Source organism: Myceligenerans pegani (assembly GCF_014892515.1).
GTDB lineage: Bacteria > Actinomycetota > Actinomycetes > Actinomycetales > Cellulomonadaceae > Myceligenerans > Myceligenerans pegani.
Genome location: NZ_JADBGR010000023.1, coordinates 1 through 19,981, shown reverse-complemented (window position 1 = coordinate 19,981; position 19,981 = coordinate 1). Strand labels below are relative to the sequence as shown.

14 protein-coding genes, 1 tRNA gene and 1 pseudogene are annotated in these 19,981 nt (G+C 71.7%); 8 read left to right on the top strand and 8 right to left on the bottom strand.

Annotated elements, in window-relative coordinates:
* Window positions 1–504: 504 nt before the first annotated feature.
* Window positions 505–2,796 carry an LLM class flavin-dependent oxidoreductase gene (locus IIE03_RS01930; protein WP_192861037.1) on the bottom strand — a complete coding sequence of 764 codons (2,292 nt, stop codon included), beginning with the start codon at window positions 2,794–2,796 and terminating at the stop codon, window positions 505–507.
* Window positions 2,797–2,926: 130 nt separating this feature from the next.
* Here IIE03_RS01930 and IIE03_RS01925 point away from each other — a divergent pair, with 130 nt between their 5' ends.
* Complete coding sequence (locus tag IIE03_RS01925) at window positions 2,927–3,472, top strand: MarR family winged helix-turn-helix transcriptional regulator (protein ID WP_225997117.1); 546 nt, start codon at window positions 2,927–2,929, stop codon at window positions 3,470–3,472.
* A 15-nt stretch (window positions 3,473–3,487) separates the two neighbouring features.
* Here IIE03_RS01925 and IIE03_RS01920 read toward each other — a convergent pair whose 3' ends face one another.
* Window positions 3,488–4,144, bottom strand: coding sequence for a GNAT family N-acetyltransferase (locus tag IIE03_RS01920; protein WP_192861036.1), 657 nt, complete (start codon window positions 4,142–4,144; stop codon window positions 3,488–3,490).
* 190 nt (window positions 4,145–4,334) lie between these two features.
* Here IIE03_RS01920 and IIE03_RS01915 point away from each other — a divergent pair, with 190 nt between their 5' ends.
* On the top strand, window positions 4,335–4,943 hold the full coding sequence (locus IIE03_RS01915; protein ID WP_192861035.1) for a 5-formyltetrahydrofolate cyclo-ligase: 609 nt from the start codon (window positions 4,335–4,337) through the stop codon (window positions 4,941–4,943).
* Window positions 4,944–4,962: 19 nt separating this feature from the next.
* Here the strand turns inward: IIE03_RS01915 and IIE03_RS01910 are convergent, their stop codons facing one another.
* Window positions 4,963–7,743: a penicillin acylase family protein gene (locus tag IIE03_RS01910; protein WP_318842744.1), complete on the bottom strand. Its 2,781-nt coding sequence runs from the start codon at window positions 7,741–7,743 to the stop codon at window positions 4,963–4,965.
* A gap of 149 nt (window positions 7,744–7,892) precedes the next feature.
* Here IIE03_RS01910 and IIE03_RS01905 point away from each other — a divergent pair, with 149 nt between their 5' ends.
* From IIE03_RS01905 to mscL, 3 genes are all read left to right on the top strand, one after another.
* Window positions 7,893–8,216: an FmdB family zinc ribbon protein gene (locus IIE03_RS01905; protein ID WP_192861034.1), complete on the top strand. Its 324-nt coding sequence runs from the start codon at window positions 7,893–7,895 to the stop codon at window positions 8,214–8,216.
* A gap of 124 nt (window positions 8,217–8,340) precedes the next feature.
* Window positions 8,341–9,129 carry an SAF domain-containing protein gene (locus tag IIE03_RS01900; protein WP_192861033.1) on the top strand — a complete coding sequence of 263 codons (789 nt, stop codon included), beginning with the start codon at window positions 8,341–8,343 and terminating at the stop codon, window positions 9,127–9,129.
* 207 nt (window positions 9,130–9,336) lie between these two features.
* Complete coding sequence (gene mscL, locus IIE03_RS01895) at window positions 9,337–9,753, top strand: large conductance mechanosensitive channel protein MscL (protein WP_225997116.1); 417 nt, start codon at window positions 9,337–9,339, stop codon at window positions 9,751–9,753.
* A 205-nt stretch (window positions 9,754–9,958) separates the two neighbouring features.
* On the opposite strand, the gene IIE03_RS26315 is transcribed toward mscL, so the two are convergent.
* Both IIE03_RS26315 and IIE03_RS01890 read right to left on the bottom strand, forming a co-directional pair.
* Entirely contained in the window at window positions 9,959–10,087 is a 129-nt protein-coding gene (locus IIE03_RS26315) for a hypothetical protein (protein WP_264158550.1), read from the bottom strand.
* A gap of 365 nt (window positions 10,088–10,452) precedes the next feature.
* A complete protein-coding gene (locus tag IIE03_RS01890; protein ID WP_192861032.1) occupies window positions 10,453–14,472 on the bottom strand; it encodes a hypothetical protein in 4,020 nt (1,339 codons plus the stop codon).
* A 237-nt stretch (window positions 14,473–14,709) separates the two neighbouring features.
* Between IIE03_RS01890 and IIE03_RS01885 the strand changes: the two genes are divergently transcribed.
* Window positions 14,710–15,309 (top strand): hypothetical protein, encoded by a 600-nt coding sequence (locus IIE03_RS01885; RefSeq protein WP_192861031.1) that lies wholly within the window; start codon window positions 14,710–14,712, stop codon window positions 15,307–15,309.
* Window positions 15,310–15,764: 455 nt separating this feature from the next.
* Here the strand turns inward: IIE03_RS01885 and IIE03_RS01880 are convergent, their stop codons facing one another.
* Window positions 15,765–17,087: a chymotrypsin family serine protease gene (locus IIE03_RS01880; protein ID WP_192861030.1), complete on the bottom strand. Its 1,323-nt coding sequence runs from the start codon at window positions 17,085–17,087 to the stop codon at window positions 15,765–15,767.
* Window positions 17,088–17,393: 306 nt separating this feature from the next.
* Between IIE03_RS01880 and IIE03_RS01875 the strand changes: the two genes are divergently transcribed.
* Window positions 17,394–17,939: a hypothetical protein gene (locus IIE03_RS01875; protein ID WP_192861029.1), complete on the top strand. Its 546-nt coding sequence runs from the start codon at window positions 17,394–17,396 to the stop codon at window positions 17,937–17,939.
* A gap of 48 nt (window positions 17,940–17,987) precedes the next feature.
* Here the strand turns inward: IIE03_RS01875 and IIE03_RS01870 are convergent.
* Window positions 17,988–18,063, bottom strand: a tRNA-Arg gene (locus IIE03_RS01870).
* 82 nt (window positions 18,064–18,145) lie between these two features.
* Window positions 18,146–19,090 (bottom strand): L,D-transpeptidase family protein, encoded by a 945-nt coding sequence (locus IIE03_RS01865; RefSeq protein WP_192861028.1) that lies wholly within the window; start codon window positions 19,088–19,090, stop codon window positions 18,146–18,148.
* A gap of 136 nt (window positions 19,091–19,226) precedes the next feature.
* Here IIE03_RS01865 and IIE03_RS01860 point away from each other — a divergent pair.
* Window positions 19,227–19,981: pseudogene (locus IIE03_RS01860) on the top strand (hypothetical protein); the annotation flags it as partial.

Sequence of the window (19,981 nt, the reverse complement as noted above, 5' to 3'; positions counted from 1 at the left end):
CCTTGTCCAGTCAGACGCCGTCCGGTCACATCCTGTCCGGTCACGTCCCGCCCGGTCGAATTCCTCGTGGTCGGATTCCTGCTGGTCGGCCTCGGTCCGTCCGGCCCTGGTCCGGTACGCCCGGTGCGGAACACCGTGCCGCCGCTCACGGCGACGACCCGCAACCCACCGGAGAACCGGTCGTCGATCCGGGCGGCCGCGAGATCCCCGCGCCGGCGGATCAGGTACGGCGCCCAGTACCCCAGCCACAGGACAAACAGTGCCACGACTGTCACCCCTGCGGCCGATTCCACGACACGACGTTAGGCGGTTGTCAAGGCCCTCCTGTGATCGACACGCCCGGGGACCTGGTAGTGCCCGATATGCCGTGCGGATCGGTCATGACGCGGTGGGTTCCTCACGATGTCCGACGACGGCGCCGGGGGCCAGCCAATTTCGGGCGTGCCGTCCCGGCCTGCCGCCCCGATCCGCCGTCGCGCACTCACGCGACGCGGTCGCCTACCCTCACGCGGCCAGGAGTTCTGCCGGCGGGATCGGGAAGTTCGACCGGAACACGTTCGCCGGGTCGTAGGTGGCCTTGACCTCGCGCAGCCGCGAGAGGGTCGGCTCGGGGAACGCCTCCAGCAACCGCTCCGGGCGCGTGTCGGTGTCGAAGGACAGGTACGAGCCGTCCTGCACCGGGCGGATCTCCGCGTCCCACACCTCGTTGATCGTCGACTGCCGGGACGACAGGGCCGAGAGCGCGAAGTTCTGGTGCCGGTGGGCGTAGGCCGTGCTGTCCGGATCGACGTCGTGCACCGCGCCGCCCGTGGCACGGATCGCCGTGAAGTGCGACGCGCCCGAGGCGAGCAGCCTCTCGACCGCGCGGCTCGCGTCCCGGTCGAGGTGCGCGAGCAGGCCGGACCGGGCCGCCGGGGTCCCGCCGCCGGAGTGGTGCCGGGACTGCCGGGAGACCACGGCCGAGTAGGGCAGGAGCTGCGCCTGGTGGGCGAGCAGCGGGCCGGCGTCGGCGAGCGTCTCCAACGCGGCGATCGCGGCGTCGGGGTCGGCGTCCGCGCTCTCGGCGGCGTACATGGTCATGAGCTGCGCGAGCGGCCCCTGGTCCCGCCGGGCGGCGGCGAGGTACAGGAACGACGTGAGTCCGCGTGGCGCCGCCTCCACGGCCGCACCCCACTTCTCGAGCAGTCCCGCGGTGTCCGTCGCATCGAGCGTCATCTGCGAGAAGACGACGTCGCCCACCTCCCCGGCGCGGACCTCCAGCCAGGTCACCACGCCCATGTTGCCGCCCGCGCCACGCAGCGCCCAGAACAGGTCCGGGTGCTCGTCGGCGGACACCCGCAGCACGTCGCCGGACGCGGTCACCATCTCGGCGGCGACGACGCGGTCGATGGTCAGGCCCTGCAGCCGGCCCAGGAACCCGATGCCGCCGGTGGTGCCGAGCCCGCCGACGCCGACGCCGCCGTAGTCGCCCGACGTGATCGCCCAGCGGCGCGGCGCCAGCGCCTCCGCGACCTCGCCCCACGTGGCGCCCGCGCCGATCCGCACCCGGCGTGTCGCCTCGTCGACCACCTCGACGGAGCGCAGCGCGCCCAGGTCCAGCACGATGCCGCCGTCGTTGGTCGACCGGCCCGAGATACCGTGCCCGGCCGAGCGCACCGCGAAGGGCACCGCCTGCTCGCGCGACCAGTCGAGAGCCGAGACGATCTCGCCGGCACCGCGCGGGCGCAGCACGATGCCGGGTGCGCCCTCCCGCAGGTAGTTGTGGCGCACGGACTCGTACTCGCGGTCGCCGGGCTCGACGGCACGCTCGGCCAGGTCCGCGGGGAGAGAGCCGTAGTCGATGCCGTCACGACGCGCAGCCAGCGCCTTCGTGCCGCGTCGGGCCGACGCCGGGGTGGTGCCGGCGGCGCGCCGCGCGGCGGCGACCGCCTCGCGCACCGCGGGCGCGATCTCGCCGCCGAGGGTCTCGATCAGTTCCGGGTCGTCGGCCATGAAGATGAACGTGCCGATGCCGTCCTCCAGCGCCAGCCGGGTCAGCTCCTCGATCCACTGGTCCACCGGTCCCTGGAGGAATCCGGAGCTCGTGGGGCGGATCGCACCGCCCAGGTTGAGCAGGCGGCGGATCTCCGCCGGGTCGCGCCCCGCCTCCGCGGCGGCCTCGTCGATGACGGCGTTGCCCCGCGCCAGGTCGCCGTCCTTCATGTAGCCGAGCGAGGGAAGCCAGCCGTCGGCCTGCCGGCCGATCAGCCGGAGCATGCGCGGCTTGTAGGCGCCGAGCCACACCGGGATGTCATGCGCCGGCTCCGGGCCGCGCTTGGCGCCGGCGACGCGGTAGTGGTCGCCCGGCACGCGCAGCGGGGTGCGGTCGTGCGGGTCCCAGATGCCGCGCATGACCCGCAGCGCCTCCTCGAGCGCTTCGACCGCCTCGCCCGGCGAGCGGCGCGGGCCGCCCATGGCCTCGATCGCGTCCCAGAAGCCGCCCGCGCCCAGTCCCATCGCGAACCGGCCGCCGGACAGGAGGTCCAGGCTGGCCGCGGAACGGGCCAGCACCGCGGGCGGGCGCAGCGGCAGGTTGAGCACGTTGCCCGACACCGTGATCCGCTCGGTCGCGGCGGCGACCCAGGTCAGGAGGGTCCACGTGTCGAGGAAGGCCGGTTGGTAGGGATGGTCCTGGAACGTGGCCAGATCGAGCCCGGCCCGCTCGGTGAGCCGCGCCAGCTGGACCGGCACCTGCGGGTCCGCGTTGGCCGGGGTGAGGAACGTACCGAACTGCAGCTCGTGCCCGTAGTCCGTCATGGTGATGTGCCCTGCGATTCTCTCGATGGTGCCGCCCGACCGGCATACGGTGAGCGGCGATCGTCTGCTCGACAGACGATATCAGCCACAACTCATCTTGTCGGCAGCTGATTCCGGGTAGGATGGCCACATGTCCATGTCCACCCGCGCGAGCACCGTTCGCAAGCCGACGGCGCCGGCCGCCGCCCACGAGCACGCCGTCCCCGGCCCGAGCCTGGGGCTGAGCTGGTCACTCGTCGCGCTGCTGCGCGAATGGAGCACGCGTGTCGAGGCCGCGACCGAGGATCTGCCCGACGGGATGCGGGGCTATCAGGTGCTCCGCGTCGTCGTGCACGACGCGCCGCCCACGCAGGCATCGCTCGCCGCGCGGCTCGGTATCGACCGGACCGTGATGACCTACCTCATCGACCGGTACGTCGAGTGCGGGTTCGTCGAGCGGCGGCAGGATCCCGCGGACCGCCGGGCGCGGCGCATCGTCGCCACGGCGCGCGGCCGGACCAAGCTGGCCGAGGTGGACGTCCGGGTCGCGGACGCCGAGGAGGACCTGCTCTCCGGGCTGCCGCCCGAGGACCGGGTGCGATTCCGGGATCTGCTCGAACGCGCCGCGAGCAGCATCACCGAGGACGACGACCCCTGCGGGGTGGTCGCCCGCGCGGCGACGCCACCTGCCGGATGACGGGTGGAGCTGCGCCTACCCCTCGCGCGTCGCCTGCCAGCGGGCCAGCAGGCCGCCCGGCACCTCCTCCGAGGTGAGTGCGAACGTGCGATGGTCGCGCCAGTCGCCCTGGATGTGCAGGAAGCGCTCGCGCACACCCTCGTCCCGGAAACCGAGCTTCTCCACGACGCGCAGGCTCGGCTTGTTCTCGGGACGGATGTTGATCTCGATGCGGTGCAGCCCCAGCACGAACCAGCAGTAGTCGGTCGCCATGGCGACGCCGGTCGGGGTCACACCCCGCCCGGCCACGTGCTCGGACACCCAGTAGCCGATGCTCGCCGAGCACAGCGACCCGTACGTGATCGACGCCACGGTGAGCTGGCCGACGAGCTCGCCGTCGAGCTCCATGCCGAACGGCAGCAAGGTTCCCGAGCGCGCCTGGTTGGACAGCGTGCGCACGTACTCGTGGAACGACGCCGCCGTCATCCGGTTCTCACCGGTGAGGGGCGACGTCGCCTCCCACCGCTCGAGCCAGGCGGCGTTGTCGGCGCGCAGCCGCGACCACTCCTTGCCGTCGCGCCGCCGCAGGGGACGCAGCACCACGACACCGCCGGGGGTGTCCTCCCGTAGCGTCACGGGCCATGGCTTGGACACGGTCCATCCCTTCACGACGAGCCCCGTCGTCTCCGACATTCGTTCCTCGCACCCCCAGATACGCCCACCGACCGGCCGCCCTCGTGCTTGCCTGCAGAGGTCTACCACGACCGGCGGACGCTGACCTGCCGAAGCCCACTTCACCGGGGCATCCGGGAATCCTGGAACAATAGCGGCTATGAAGGGCGCCCGGATTCCGACATCACAGCCGTACCCGGTTCAAGCCGGGATGGAACCAGCGGACGCCAAGGAGGAACTCCGCCGCGCCATCCGCAAGCAGCGAAACGGCCGGGCCCCGAAACATCGGGCGCAGGCGGAGTCGGCGTTCGCGGACGTGGTCTCGTCGATCCCCGAGGTGCGCGACGCCGCCGTCGTCGGCATGTATGCCGCGCGCGCCGGCGAGCCCGCGACGGGCGAGCTGATGGAACTCCTGGCCGGCCGCGGTGCGCGCGTCCTGCTCCCGGTGCTCGGGACGGGTCTTGCCCGTGACTGGGCGGACTACACGGGGCCCGAGGACCTTCTCGAGCGCGCGCCCGGCCGGCCTCCCGAGCCCGGCGGCCCGACCCTGGGCCAGGACGCCCTCAAGCTGGCCGACGTCGTCATCGCACCCGCCCTCGCCGTCGACACCCGCGGAGTACGGCTCGGTCAGGGCGGCGGCTGGTACGACCGCGTGCTCACGCACGCCCGGCCGGGGACGAAGGTCGTGGCGATCGTGTTCCCCGAGGAGGTGTACGACGCCGCGGAGCGCCCCCTGCCCTTCGAACAGCACGACCGCCCGGTGCACGCCGTCGCGACCACGGCCGACTGGCGCTGGCTGGGCGACGGCGTCGCGGGCTAGCTGCCGGCGACGGAGTCTCCTACGGCGTGAGCGTCAGCTCGTCCTCGGTGACCGCCTCGACCGCCTCCCGGGTGAACGGCCAGGCGAAGGTCTCGCCGTTCGCCCACTCGTCGATCTGGTCGTCGTAGTGGTTCGACGCCGGGTGGCCGGACACGCCGGTGACGGTCACCCATGTGGAGGCGTCCAGATCGGCCAGGTCCACGACCATCCGCATCGACGGGCCGGACGTCACGGAGTAGCTGCCCGACGCCGCGTCCCACGACGTCGCGTTCACGATCGAGGTACCCCCGGACACGGGGTGCGGTGACGGATTCATGTAGGTGCGGATCAGCGACGGGACTCCCTCGCCGCCGAGCGCGGAGTGCTCCAGCTCGAGCTGGTGCAGCATGCCCCAGGACCAGTCCCCCGGATCCTTGCTGATCTCGACGGTCATGTCCTGGCGCGCGCTCTTGAGCGCCTGGGTGAGGATCTCGTTGCGGCTCTCCCGCACCGAGACCGTGGTCTTGTCGTCCCAGAAGGCGTTGTTCTCGTCGTCGAGCATCCCCTGCACGACGGCGAGCCAGCGGTCCCCGCCGGCCGGCCACATGCTCTCCGGCAGCTCGTCCTGGAAGGTCGCGCGGAGCAGGTTCTGCCAGACGGCCGCGAAGTAGGCCGCGGCCGCCGAGTCCTTGTCCATGGTGCGGTCCCAGTCACGCAGGAGACGCTGGCCGTCGGCGTCGTAGTCGTCCTCGAGCTCGATCTCGAGCAGCACACCCACGAGGAGGTCCGCGAAGGCGCTCCAGTCGTCGTTCTGGATCGCCGCCATGTCCTCGGCGGTGAAGCGGCGACCGGAGTCGATCTGCTCCGTGAGCAGCGTCCGGATGCGCTCCGAGCGGAAGCCGTAGTCCCAGTCCCGGGCAAGCCTCGGGCCCGACCCGCCCGGCAGCACCGCCTGGTTCGCCGCCACGATGAATCCCTCGCCCGGGTCCTGCGCGCGTGGCATGTTCTCCGGCTTCACGTAGCCGGTCCAGTCATAGCGCGCGTCCCAGCCGGGACGGGGCCAGGAACCGTCGGAGCTGACCGGGCCGGGGACGTCGGCACGCAGCGGAACCCGGCCCGGCGCCTGGTAGCCGATGTGCCCGTCCGTGGTGGCATACACGATGTTCTGCGCCGGGACGTCGAACAGGGCGGCCGCCTCGCGGATGTCCTCGGCGTTCCGCGCGGTGTCGAACGCGAAGACGGCATCGGCGGTGCGGCCCGGCTCGAGCGCGGTCCACTGCAGCGAGATGGCGTAGTCGCCGAGCTCGGTGCCCTCCTGGGTGGGCGACTGGACCAGGGCGTCCATGCTGGCCGCGCCCGCCTTGTCGTCGTCGAGCACGTCGGAGATCAGGGGGCCGTGGACCGTGCTGCGGACCGTGAGGTCGACCGGTGATCCGCCGCTCACCCGGATGGTCTCCTCCCGCGTCTCCAGGTCGATCCACTGGTCGCCCCGCTTGTAGGTGTCCCCGCGCACGCGCTCGATGAAGAAGTCGGTGACGTCGGCGCCCATGTTGGTCAGGCCCCAGGCGAGGTCGGCGTTGTGCCCGATCACGACGCCCGGGAAGCCGGAGAAGCCGAACCCGGCGGTGTCGAACGGGCAGCTGTCCGAGACGGTGTTGCAGTGCAGCCCTACCTGGTGCCAGATCCCCGGGGCCTGCAGGCTCAGGTGCGGGTCGTTGGCCAGGAGCGGCCGGCCCGACTCGGTGTACTGCCCGGAGACGACCCACGAGTTCGACCCGGTCCCCTCGTCGCCGCGCGCGATCTGCTCCGGGACGGCGGCGAGCGCCTTCTGCGTCGCTGCCAGGGCGTCGCGCAGCGCCTTGTCGCGGAACATGCCGTTCACGGTGTCCGACGTCGTGCCCGTGCCTGCCGAGGCCTGTTCGGTTCCGGTCTCGCCGGAGGCGTCGTCCGTGCCGGTGCCCTCGGTGGTCGCGCCCTCCGTGCCGGTGCCGTCGGTTCCGGGGCCTTCGGCGCCGGTCTGCTCGCCGGATCCGGCGCCGGGCTGGGCGGGGGCGGTGAGGATCGGCCGGTTGCCGGCGGTTCCGTAGTCCGGGAAGAGCTGCGCCACCCGGCTCGGATCGTCCAGGGCGCTGTACGCGATGGCGCGATCCAGCTCGTCGTTGTAGTTGGACCGCAGGTCCCAGGCCATCGCCTTGAGCCAGGCGAGCGAGTCCACGGGATCCCACGGCTCCGGGCTCTCGACCTCGACGGTCGCGCCCAGCACCGTGTACTCGACGCCGAGCTCCGAGGGGGACCGGTCCGCGATGTAGGCGTTCACGCCGTCCGCGTAGGCACGCAGATACTCCTGCGTCTCCGGGGTGAGGAGGTCCAGTTCCTGCTCGGCGACCTGGCGCCAGCCGAAGGTGCGGATCAGCTTGTCCGCCGAGATCGCGGACTCCTGCTCGCCGACGAGTTCGGCGAGGCGGCCCGCCGTGACGTGCCGCCGGAAGTCCATCTCGAAGAAGCGGTCCTGGGCGTGCACGTATCCCTGCGCGCGGAAGAGATCGGTGGCCTGGTCGGCGTAGATGTGCGGAACGCCCTGCTGGTCGCGCAGCACGCGGACGTCCGCCGTCAGACCCTCGACCTGCACCTCGCCGGACGTGCTGGGCAGTGCGCGACGCCCGATCGCCCAGCCGAAGGTGGTGACCGCCGCCAGCACCAGCACGACGACGACGGCGGTTCCGATCGCCAGCTTGCGGAGGCGGGACATCGCGCGACGCGTCGGCTCGACGGCCTCCGTCGCGTCGGGTGTGGCGGTCTCGTGGGACGTGGGCGCTGACACGCAGGTGAGACTACCGGTAGTAGCTGACGCTCCCGAACCGGTACCGGAGGAGTTGACGCACCCGTCCACCGGCCGCGCGAACGGAAGGTTTGCGGTGCGGACGGCGTTATGATTGGCACTCGCAAACCCTGAGTGCCAGAGGAGACCCCGTGCCAACGTACGCGTACCGGTGCACCGAGTGCGGCCACGCCTTCGACATCCACCAGGAGTTCACCGACGAGGCGCTCACCGCCTGCCCCGAGTGCTCCGGCCGGCTGCGCAAGGTGTTCGGCTCGATCGGCGTGTCCTTCAAGGGGTCGGGCTTCTACCGCAACGACTCGCGTGGCTCGTCGAAGTCGGGCACGTCGTCGAACGGCTCGTCGTCCGGTGGCTCGGGGTCGAACGGGTCGAAGGCCGCCGACACGTCGAGCTCCGGCGGCTCGTCGTCCGGCAGTTCGTCGCCTGCCGGCTCGGCCCCCGCCAAGACCGCCTGATCCGACACCCGTTCGCGGTGCTGCCACGGTCCGACACCGACCACAAGGACCCGTTCCGCCGCGTTGTGCACAACCTCGTTGCCGTGTCCGGCGTCGTTCGGGGGTGCTCGCCTAGCGTCGTGGCATGACCTTCCTCGGCAGCCTCCACGGGCGCGGTAGCCCTCGTCAGCGCGGAGTGGCCGGACGCGCTCCGCACGGTGCGGCCCGGCCCGGACGACGCGGGGCGGCCTGGCTCGCACATCGCGCCCGGCGCCTCGTGTGGCGCCACCGTGTCCTGCTCGCGGCGATCTGCTGCGGGCTCGCCGCGACGAGCGCCGTGGAGGCGCTGCGGCCGGCGCCGCCACCGTCGTCGCGGGTTCTCGTCACCACCCGCACGGTGGACTCGGGGGACCGGCTCGGCGCCGACGATGTCGCGCTGCGCGAGATCGCGACGAGTGTCGCCCCGCCCGCCGCGCTCGGCGACCGGTCCGAGGCAGTCGGCCTGACGGCCGTCGTCCCGCTCCCGGCCGGCGCGGCCCTGCATCCGGGCGTCCTGTCGGACGGTGGCGTGCTCTCCTCCGCACCCGACGGCACGGTCGTGGTCCCCGTGACACTGGCCGACGACGGCGTCGCCGCGCTCCTGCGCCCCGGGGACCGGGTGGACCTGCTCGCTCCCGGCGCTGCCGGCTCCGTGGCGGCCCGACCGGGACCCGCGCCGGCGGGCGACCCGGAACCGGCGATCGCCTACCTCGCGCGCCGGGCCCTGGTGCTGCCGACGCCCGCGCGGCGCACGCCCGGCGACGACGCCGCCGGCCTGCTCGGCGGTGGAGCGGCCCCGCCGCCCGTCACGCTCGTCGCGGTGGACCCGGCAGAGGCACCAGATCTGTCGGCGATAGCCGGAATGGGAGCCGTGTCGGCCATCCTCGTACGTTGATCGACATCGAGTACTTGATGGACATCGAGCTCTTGATTGATATCGATCGACCTGGGCAAACAGTCCTCTTCGCCCGTTCCGAGATGCGCGGCGTGAGATTCGCCCCCAGAATCTCCCCGGGCACCGGCACCATGCCGAGCCCTCCGGCCACCGGTACCTCACCGGAATCGCCGCACGCCCCGTACGGAACGAATCGAAGGACTCCGCATGCGCAACCTGTTCAACGGTTTCAAGGACTTCATCACCCGCGGCAACGTCGTCGACCTCGCGGTCGCGGTGATCATCGGCGCGGCGTTCACCGGCGTCATCACCGGCCTCATGGACGGTGTCCTCAACCCCCTCATCGCGTGGCTCTTCGGCTCGCCCGACATCTCGAGCGCCGGCTTCCACGTCCCGAACTGGCAGGACGGGGAGACGCTGTTCCCGATCGGCCTCTTCCTCCAGGCGCTGATCAACTTCGTCATCGTCGCGGCCGCGCTCTACTTCTTCGTGGTGACTCCGATCAGGAAGCTGATGGAGCTGCGGAGGTCCACCGCGGAGGAGATCGAGGAAACGCTGGAGAAGGACGTCGAACTCCTCACCGAGATCCGTGACCTCCTCCGCGCCCAGGTCACCACCCGCTGACCGGCGAGACCCACACCTTGCCAGGCCGCCACGCGACCGGACAGCGCGCCCGATCGATCCTCGCCCGATCGGTCCTCCCTTGAGCGGTCGGCACTTGCTTGAGCGGTCGGCACTTGCTTGAGTGATCGGTAGTTCGATCTGCCGATCGCTCAAGGAAGGACCGACCACGGCAGCCGCCACGCGCCCCCGTCGAACCGCCGGTCCGTCACCAGTGGGGCGGCACGTCCCGTAGCAGGCGCTCGTCGTTGCTCTCGCGCGAGGAGCCGCCGCCGGCCGGCTCACCGCCGACCTCACCCCAGCCGTCCCCGCGCTCGTCGGCACTCACCCCGAGCACGGCCTCCCGCTCGTTCCCCCGCCGCACGGCCCGCCGCCGACTCCGCCGAGCCGGTCCCGCGCCGCCATCAGCGTCCAGCCGTGAACCCCGGTCTCCCGCGGAACCAGCCTCTACATCCCGCGACAAGGACCGACGCGGCGCCGAGCCGACGTCCGCGCCATCCGAGCCCTCACCGAAGTCCGATCCCTCGCCCACGGCCCCCATTCTCCCACCAGGCTCCGCCCCCACCGAAAGCCGAGTCCCCACCACGACCTCCCCACCACCTCCGGTGGACACGCCCCCACGAAACCAAGGGCCGCGGCGGCCCTCCCCGACCTGACCCCGAGGCCGCGAACCCGAACAAGAACCAGCACCAGACCCCGGTATCACCCCTCCACAACCTGGGGCACCGCCACCACACCCCCGCTCCCCACCCGAGCATCCCGCACCCCGAGCACCACTCGCCGAACCCGCTCCGCCTCCGCCTCCGGATCCAGGAACGCCGCGGCGGACCACACCTGCGCCACGACCCATCCGAGCTTCTCCAGCCGGTTCGCCAGTTGCCGGTCCCGCACCCGGATGGACGGCTCGGCCACGTAGGCGGCGTCGTCGGTCAGCACGGCGACCAGCAGTTCTCCGGGCAGGTCCGGATGCCCCACGGCCAGCGGGATCCGTTCGCCGTCCCCGATCCCGTAGTCGGTCTCGACGACGAGCCCAGCCTTCCACAGCCGTTCGCCGAGGTCCCCCACCAGCCGGTCCGGTTCCCGGGCGACGTCCACCCCGTTGCCGAGCTCGACCTCGTCGGCCTGGCCGTCCCGCGCGGCCGCGAAGGCGAGCACGTCGCGCAGGAGCTTCGGCCCGGGTCCGCGCAGGCGCTCGGGGTCGATGTCGTCGGCGCCGAAGCACGAGACCACGTGGAGCCGTTTGCGGGTGGCGCCGAGCGCGCCGAGCAGCATGCCGTCGCCGCCCGCCTCGCCGAGCGCACCGAACCGGTGCAGCACCCGGCCGTGCGGCGTCCGCCCGAACCCGAGGGTCAGCACGATCGTGTCCCGCTGCAGGCCTGCCACGCCGGACACGTCGGCGACCACCACCGGCTCGGCGCGCTTCCCGGAGAAGAACGGCGCCAGAGCCGGGTTGGACCGCACCTCGGCGAGCAGCGCCTCGCGGATACGGTCCGCGTGGGTCGTCGTCACGGTGACGATCCCGAACGTCTCCTCGGGCCGGGTCATCGCGTGGTCGATCGCGAGCTCCACGACACGGTCCACCTCGGCGCGGGTCGACTCGACGGCGCCCGACACCGGGTCCGGCATCCCCGTGCCGTCCACGAGCCAGTGGCGCACCAGCGCCTCGGTGCGCGGGACGGGGGCGGGCCTCAGCACGCCGTCGTACCCGTGCTCGGCCAGCAGCGCCGTCAGGGCGGGGTCCCGGCGGCTCGGCTCCGACGCGAGCGAGACCGCGGGCAGCAGCTCGGACAGCTCCCGGACCGCCGTGCCCGACGCCGAACGCGGGTCGCCGACAACCATCACCTGGCGGCTGCGGGCGATCGCCGGGATCACGACCTCGAGGGGCACGTGCTGGACGGCATCGAGCACGACGAGATCGGCGCAGCGCTCCGGCGGCAGCAGGTGCGGCACGAGGGTGGGTGTGGAGATCATCGTGGGGCGCAGGCGCCGGGCGACGGCCCCGTGGCTCGCGACCATGTCCCGCACCGACGTCAGTTTTCCGTCGACGAGCTCGGTGTACAGCGCCTCGGCGTCGTCGCGTTCCTCGCGCAGCGCGCTGCCCAGGTGCGCCCGCACGGCGACGCGCACCGGCCCGGGCAGGGCGTCGACGTGCCGCACGTCGAGCTCGCGGAACCGCCCGGCGAGCGCGTCGAGCCCTGCGCCGTCCTGTTCGGCGAGGACCGGTTCGGAGCCGAGGATCTCCTCGAACACCGAGGACCACCACGCCAGGTCCAGCTCCGCGCCCACCTGCGCCGGCTCGACGCGCCGCACGGCGAGGTCGTCGACCAGGCCGTCGAGGCCCGCGGCGCGTGCCCGCAGCAGGATCGCGGTGCGCTCGGGAAGGTTGGTGAGGGCGTCTGCGTCACCGGCCAGCGTCTCGAGCCGTTGCAGCAGCGCGTCGAGGTCGAGCTCGGCGAGCCCGCCGCCGGCGTACGACGTCGCGAGCGCGGGTTCGAGCGCCTCGATGTCGATCCGGACGGCCTCGTAGGTCTCCTCGATGCCCGCGAGTCCCTCGGGCAGGGTCGGCCAGCCGCCGCGGGGGCACTGCTCCTGCCAGACCTCGCGCTGCGCGGCCACCTCCAGGAGGGCCTGGTGCATGTCGGCCAGGCGCACGCCGGGGCGCACCATCCCGCGTGCGCGCCGGCGCAGACGGCGCCGTTCCAGCCAGCCCATCTCGATGCCGTGCTCGGCACGCCAGCGGCCGGTGGCGGTCGCGTGGACGAGGTCGTCGGCGGTCCGTTCGAAGACCATGGGCTGGAAGACATCGAGCGTGCCGCGCATGCCGGCCAGCATGGCGAGCTGTTCCGCCCACTGCGCGAGGCTCGTCGCGGGCACCAGTCCGGTCACCTGGACGACGTACTCGATCTGTTCGCGCAGCCGGGGCAGGGTCGTGTCGCGCAGCCGCCGGACGCGGGTGAGGGCGTCCCGCGCCGCGCGGTCGGTGGTGATCTGCGCGCCGAACCAGGGCGAGGTCGAGGACTTCAGGGAGAACGCGCCCAGTTCGGCGGCGCGGGCGAGGTCGCGGGCGAGGTCGGCGCGCTTGCCCTCGGTGAGGCTGTGGACGGTGTCGGGCGACAGCCGCACGGTGGTGGACGGCGGCGGCTTCTGGGAGGTCAGCCGCGCGAGCGCCTGCAGGGCGTCGTAGGCGCTGATCCGTCGCGGTCCGCGTGGTTCGTGCAGGGCGTCGATGTATCCGGCGAGCTGGGACCGGGCGCCGATGAGCGCGTCACGCACGCGGGCGATGGCGTCGGTGTCGACGGGGTCGGCCTCGGCCGTCATGGCGGTGAGGAGGCGGTGCGACACGATCTTGCGCCAGGAGGGCGTCGGCGCGACGTCGAGCAGCAGCCCGTCGAGCCCGAGCGCCTCGAGACGCGCGATGAGTGCGTCGGCGGCGCGGCGGTGCCCGGGGACGTACAGCACGGACCGGCCCGAGGCGTTGGCCTCGGCGACGACGGCCGCCAGCGTCCCGGCGACGTCGGAGCCCACGGGGGCGTCCACGAACAGGTGGTTCCCGGTGGCCAGGACGTCGACGACGTGTCGTTGCCGCGGGTCGAGATCCCCGACACCGCGTTCCCGTGCGGGGTTGGCGTCGCCGACCCGGGCCTCGGGGAGTTCGAGGGCGCTGAGGGCGCCGACCGCCTCGTCGACGCCGGCCGCGGCCGCCACCACCTCGTGACGTCCGAGTCCGGGCGTGAGTTCGTCGAGGTCGTCGACCAGCACCTGGCCGGGGTGCACGAACGTGCCGACCAGGACGCGCTGGTCCAGCTCGAAGTCGCCGAGCACCGCCCCGCCGAGCGACGCGACGCGACGCATGACGTCGGTGGGGTCGAAGCCCGCGATGGTGAACGCCGCCTTCGCGAGCGCGGCGGGGTCGAGCAGCGCGCCGTGCGCGCGCAGGGTCCGTGCCACCACGGGGTTGATCTCCGCGGCGGCCTCGAGCGTGATGTCGTAGTCGGCCTCGGTGTCACCGCGCGGCGTCAGGGTCACAGGCCGCAGCAGCACGGGAGCACGCACCACACGGGGTTCGTCGCCCACCGTGCCGGAGGACGTGTCCGACGGTGGTGGGGCGGGGCGGGCGGCCGGCGTCTCCTCGCCCCCGTCCGGCGTCGTTCCTGGATCGTCCGCGTCCTCGGCGCGCCCCATGACCCGGGCGAGCGCCTCCATGTCGTCGCCGGCCCGGCCGGGCGCCGGTCGCTCCGTCCAGGTCGCGACGCCGATCGCGAGGTAGGTGGGGGCGACGCCGTAACGCTGGGCGTGCTCGGCCGACCGTGCGGCGACAGCCTGTGCCCGACGCCGTGCCGCGGGCAGGGCGCCGGCCTCGCGCACCAGGTTGGACAACCGCGTGGGCCGGCCGGCGAAGAGCTGCGCGACGCCCGAGGGATGCGCCGCCGACAGGTCGATGACCGCGTCGCCGAGCAGGCCGATGTCCGAGAGCGAGGAGCCGCCGGCCAGCTCGACCAGTCCCGCCCGCCAGCCCGCGACCGCCTCGGCCAGCTCGGGGCTCAGGCTCTCGGCGCCGGTAGGCCTCCCGCCGCCGTCCCCGGGGTGCGACATCTCCGCTGCGGCGAGGTCTTCGGCCGACTCCGCGAGGTCCTCCGACAGCGCCGCCGTGAGTTCGCCGGACAGATCGTCGTCCGCCCCCGGCTTCCGGGCGGCTGCGGTCTGGCGTCGTGCGGCGTTCACCCCAGCAAACTAACCGCCGCCCGCCCCCGGTCCGGCGCGACACACCGGCCGGCGCACCGACCGCGACACCGCATCATGACGCGGCTGGGCCCGGCGCCGGCACACCCCTCACCCTCGCGCCACGCCTGATTTATGGCCAAAAGGGGGTTCTGGCACATCACATGCGCTCAGGCCGCACCCGACCGACACTGGCGAAGGTGCGGACAGTTCCGCGCCACAGAAAAGGGGACCGTGATCATGGATCGGAAGATCCTTCGCATTCGCATTTCTGTAGCCGCGTCGGTGAGCGCGCTGGTGCTCTCGGCCGCCGCATGGGGCCCCGGGCTCGACGGCCCGGGCAGGGACGCGGAGGACGGACTCCGCGTGCTCATCGGAGCCGGCAGCGGCGGCGAGACGAGGTCGGTGCGCGCGGCCGTGCGGGCGTGGTCGGCCGACTCGGGACGGGAGGCGAGCGTGGCTGTCGCCGCCGACATGCCCCGCCAGCTGTCCCGCGGGTTCGCGAACGGCAACCCGCCCGACGTGTTCGCCCTCGGCACCGAGGAGTTCGCGGCCTACGCGACACGAGGATTCCTGCGCCCGTACGGCGACGACTTCGCCGGAGCGGGACACCTCCACCCGGCACTCGTCGAGGCGTTCACCGTCGACGGCGCCCTGGTCTGCGCACCGAAGGACCCGGATGCGGCGTACGACGCCGGAGCGTCACCCGCGGGAGCGCCGACCGGTACGGCGTCGTCCCTGGAATGCTGGGGCATCGCCGCGGACTCGCCCGACCACCGGGCCGCCGTCGACCTGGTGCGGCACCTCACGCGATCGGCGTCCGAGTCCGCCGACGGCTGACGCGCGCCGTGGGCCGGCGGAACTTGACGCTGCACAACATCCTCAAGGTCGCGGATGCGCTCGGGGGCGACCCGGGCGAGTTGGTCACAGGGCTTCGGCCGCCGCCGAGCAGCGACGGCGATCCGTAGAAGCACAGCGAGTGCGGAGTACTCACGCACCTACGCAGCCGACACGACCAGGGGCTTGACCTGTGATTCTCCCCAAGGCAACGTATGAGGGCGGTACGTCCGCAAGCATCAACATCGACAAGGGGGCTAGGGATGCTGAAGCGATTGCGATGGTGGGTCGTCACTTTGATCTGCGTCGTGGTCCTGCTCCTGGCGGTGCTTGTCTGGCTCACCAGCCTCGGTCCCGGATTCCCGTCTTGTGAGCTTTCTCGCTCGACCGAAGATGGCGTGGAACGCGTGATGCCGGTCTGCCCGTGAGCAGACCGGCATCACCACGTTCGACGAGGGTTACATGTCCTCGTCGTAGTTGGAGGCGGTCATCGCGCGGATCGCGAGTCCGTTGTCCTGGATCGACCAGTACTGCGAGCTCAGCACCGTATGGCTGCACAGCCGCCCGTCGTCGTTGGCCCGGCATGAGTCGAACGGCGGCTCGATGGCCGAAATAATGCCTCCCACCTGGGCGTATGGATAGTCGATCGTGATCGTGTGGACCGGCCCCCCACTGTCGCCCTGACCTGCACCGGACTGGGTGGGGTTCACCGTTCGCACCATCGGACCGACCTGCCCGTGCTCACCGTTGTAGTACACGGCCGTGGAAGTAACCTGGTTGCCGCAGTTCGTGCCGCTGAACGCGCCGCCGAGGCACCAGTTCTCCCCGATGACCGCGACCCTGGACGCCGTGACGATGTACCGGCTCGCATTCACATGCGGACCGACATACACGTACGGGAAGTACAGCATGTTGGGGTTCTCGATCCCAGTCCAGTTGGGCATGTTCACCATGATGGCGACGTCCTGGTCGTGGCTCCGGTACATGTACGACGACGTCGCTCCGTAGAAGTAGGAGTTGTTGTTGTCCTGGGGATCCGGGTAGGTCGCCCAGATGTCATCGTTCTGGTCCGGCTGCCCATCGATGCAGTGGTCAGCGAACAACATGCCGTAGTTACGCGGCCTGCTGCTGTGCGGGGCGTCGATCATCACTGGCCAGCCCGTCGAGCATCCTGTGACACCCGACTCGTGGATGATGTTGGCGCCACCCGCGTACGGAACGTACGGCGTGTACTTGCGGTCGTCGGGAGACGCCGCTGTCATCACTCCGCCGTCCACCACGTCGATCTCGAGCGGGTACGCGCTGGCGAGGTCGGTGTCCGTCGTCGCCTGCGCCTTGTCCTGCTGGTCGCTCACCGTGGCCTCAAGGCCGGTGCCGTCGGTCTTGACGGCGATTGTCTCGAACGTGTCGCCTCCGGCGGCCAGAAGCCGCTTCGCTTCCACCTCGAGCTTTTGACGCGAGTAGCGCATGGACTTGAACTCGGCGGGAACGCCTAGGTCGGCGACGCGCTCAGCGACCTTCTTCGGCGGGGTGCCGTGCCACCAGATCGTCACACGCTCGTTGGCAGCGTCCCACTCGACGTCACCGAACATGGCCTGGTACCCGGTCCGCAGATACATCGCGAGGTCCGCGACAGCCACCGGGGCCTGCCCCTCTACTCCCGGAAGACTGCCTTCGGGCTGCTTCTCCGCGTGGGCGAACAGGCCTGCCAGGGAGCCGTCATCGAAAGCGAGCTCACGCGCTTCGTCCGACAGCGGTGCGGGATCGATCTTCCCGGCCAACGGTGCTCCCCCGTCAGCCGCGACCGCTGACGAGCCCAGCCCGACAGCGATCATCACGAAACTTGCAAGGGCCACCGCAGCCCCACGTCGTCGATGAATTGGCGACATTCCATCGTCCTCTCTGCGCCCCGAACAGTCCGGAACGCTCGGTGGTGACGGCCATTCACCAAACTACGTAAACCAGACACCGATGTCCATACCGGGATAACGGGTCTTGTGGGTGAAATCCCTTCGCCGCCGCGAGGACCGGCTCGATGTGCAGACCCACACAGGGGCTGGAACCCGACTTGGCGGGTCTGTCCGATAGTGCTACAGAGCCGTTACTCAGACAGACCCGGCGCCCGCAAGGAGGCTGAAGACGAGCAGCGGCACCTGACGGCGGAGAAGACCAAGCTCACCAACCAGCGCAAGAAGCTCCTGGACGCGATCTACACCGGTGCAGTGCCGATGGACCTGATCGCCGGCGAGCAGCAGCGCATCACCGACCAACTCACGACCATCGAGGGCAGGCTGAACGCCGCCACGACCGAACTCGACGTGATTGAGACGAACCTCACACGCGCACTGGACCTCGCTCGCGACTGCTACACCGCCTACGCGGCAGCCGAGCCCCGTCTCCGCCGCCTGTTCAACCAGGCGTTCTTCACCCACCTCTACATCGACGAGGACGGCATCCACGGCGAGTACGCCGAACCGTTCGCCACGCTGCTCGACGACAACGTCCTCGACGCCGGACGAGCAATCCAGGAGAACGGCGGGCACGGCGCACCGTCCATGGCAGAGACTCTGAACCGCATCGCGGACAACGACGCCAACGCGAAGACCCCCGGAGCGCTGGGGGCCTTCGGTTGAACCCTGCCACCCCCGTTGCGGGGGGTGAAAGTTCGAAAATGCCTGATTTGGTGCGCCTGATTGGATTCGAACCAACGACACCCGCTTTAGGAGAGCGGTGCTCTATCCACTGAGCTACAGGCGCTCGGGCACACAGCCTAGCGTGAAAAGGAGTCGGCGCAGCCAGGGTGGGGTACCGCCCTCCGGCGTGGCCGCCGGAAGCGCGGTCACGCCCGCACGACGACCGGTACGCCCGCCGGGAAGTCCTTGACCGCGTCGAACCCGTCCGGCGTGAGCCGGACGCACCCGTTGCTGATCTCCTGCCCCTGCCCCACGCCGACGTGCAGCGCGGTCGCGGCGTAGTTCACGCCCGCGAACGTGTCGAGCGTCTCCGACTGCGCCGACAGGAACAGGCTCAGGCCCGTGTTCGACGCCACGGCCACCGTCATGACCTGCGACACGCCCTGGGGCGTCGGCGTGCTGGGCGCCCCGACGCCGGCGGGAACGGTGACCTGGCCGCCGTCCCCGTTGACGACCACGGCGCGATCCGAGAGGTCGACGACGATCGAGCGGTCCTCCTCCTCGACACGGACGGCCTCCCGCTGGACCCACCCGGCCACGCCGTTCACGGCGCCCGGGTCGGAGGACGGGAGCGCGCCACGGCCGTAGGGCAGGAGCACCTGGACCCAGTCGTCCCTGGTCCGCAGCACGAGCCAGCGTGCGTCGTACTCATACTGGGTGGCGGCCAGGGCCAGGCGCGGCTTCGTCGAGACGTCGGGCTCGACCCAGACCGGGGTGCGGTCCCCCTTCGGCACGGCGGCCTTGCCCGGCAGATCGTCCAGCGTGGCCACCTTCGACCGCGGCATCTGCGGCAGGACCGACTCGATGGTCGGGACCTCGAGCGCGGCCAGATCGAACTCGGCGGGCGTGGGGCTCGGCCTCGGTGACGGACTCAGGGTGGGAGTGGGGCTCGGCGGCGCGGCCTCGGCCGCCCAGCGCGCCGTGGGATCGTCGCGGAGCATCGTGATCGTCCCGGTCACGGCGATCAGGAGCAGTGCGACGACGCCCCCGATGAGCGCCATCATCCAGCCCCGGCTCAGCGCGCCCGCGGAGCCCGGGACCGAGCCGTGCCGGGGCGGGCCGCCGTCATGCGGTCCCACGGAAGCGTTCATCCCCTGTCACCTCCATCCGCACTCATTCTGCCGGAGGATCCCTCGCCCGTCGCCCCGCGAAAACGGCATGTCACACAAGTCCGATATCTTTCTGCCGCAGGCCACTCGAACCCCAGTTCCCCCGGAGGAGAATCCAGTGCCCTCGAATCCGCAGCAGCTCCGTTCGCGCGGACTCGTGCTGACTGCCGCCGTCTCCGTCGCACTGGTCTCCACGGGTTCCGCCTACCTGGCGATGGTGCAGTTCGGCATCGACGTCCTGGCCATGGACCCGGCCACGGCGTACGCCACCGCCGGCGTCTTCGAGCTCTCCCTGGTGACCGTGGCGCTCCTGGCGCGCGAGGCGGCCAAGGACAACCGGCCGGGCGGCACGCTGCTCACCCTGACCTGGGCGCTCTCGTCGGCGTCCGGGGCGTTCGCCGCCTGGCACGAGATCTTCATCGGCCACCCGCTCGGCGCGGCCATCTTCCGGTTCCTGGTGCCGCTGCTGGCCGCCCTGATGTGGCACCTGGCCCTCATCGGGGACCGCCACCTGGCCACGGGGATGTCCTGGTCCGGCATGCGCCAGGCGCGGCGGATGCACGCCCTGTTCCTGACGACCGAGGACCTGTTCCGGGCGCAGAGCCTCCTCGACGGATCACGGTCGTCCCGCCGCCGGCTGGTCCGCGCGGAGGCGAGACGACGTCGCGCCCGGTCGATCGCGCTGCGCACCGTCCCGCCGACGGAGATGCGTGCCCAGGTCGCCGCCTGGGCCGAGGCGCTGTCCGCCGTCGGCGACGGGACGGCCGACGTCGCCCGCCTGCACGCCGACGACCGGCGCCGGCTCGCCGGTGTCCTCGTGTCCGACCGGGAGCCGGGCGCGCCCGAGTACGAGCGCCGCGCGGCCGACGCCGT

What these genes read in the sequence shown, in the direction of transcription:
- IIE03_RS01930 (WP_192861037.1), bottom strand. Translation starts at nt 2,796, where the DNA reads ATGACGGACTACGGGCACGAGCTGCAGTTCGGTACGTTCCTCACCCCG.
- IIE03_RS01920 (WP_192861036.1), bottom strand. Translation starts at nt 4,144, where the DNA reads ATGTCGGAGACGACGGGGCTCGTCGTGAAGGGATGGACCGTGTCCAAG.
- IIE03_RS01925 (WP_225997117.1), top strand. Translation starts at nt 2,927, where the DNA reads ATGTCCATGTCCACCCGCGCGAGCACCGTTCGCAAGCCGACGGCGCCG.
- IIE03_RS01865 (WP_192861028.1), bottom strand. Translation starts at nt 19,090, where the DNA reads ATGAACGCTTCCGTGGGACCGCATGACGGCGGCCCGCCCCGGCACGGC.
- IIE03_RS01915 (WP_192861035.1), top strand. Translation starts at nt 4,335, where the DNA reads ATGGAACCAGCGGACGCCAAGGAGGAACTCCGCCGCGCCATCCGCAAG.
- mscL (WP_225997116.1), top strand. Translation starts at nt 9,337, where the DNA reads ATGCGCAACCTGTTCAACGGTTTCAAGGACTTCATCACCCGCGGCAAC.
- IIE03_RS01900 (WP_192861033.1), top strand. Translation starts at nt 8,341, where the DNA reads ATGACCTTCCTCGGCAGCCTCCACGGGCGCGGTAGCCCTCGTCAGCGC.
- IIE03_RS01885 (WP_192861031.1), top strand. Translation starts at nt 14,710, where the DNA reads ATGGATCGGAAGATCCTTCGCATTCGCATTTCTGTAGCCGCGTCGGTG.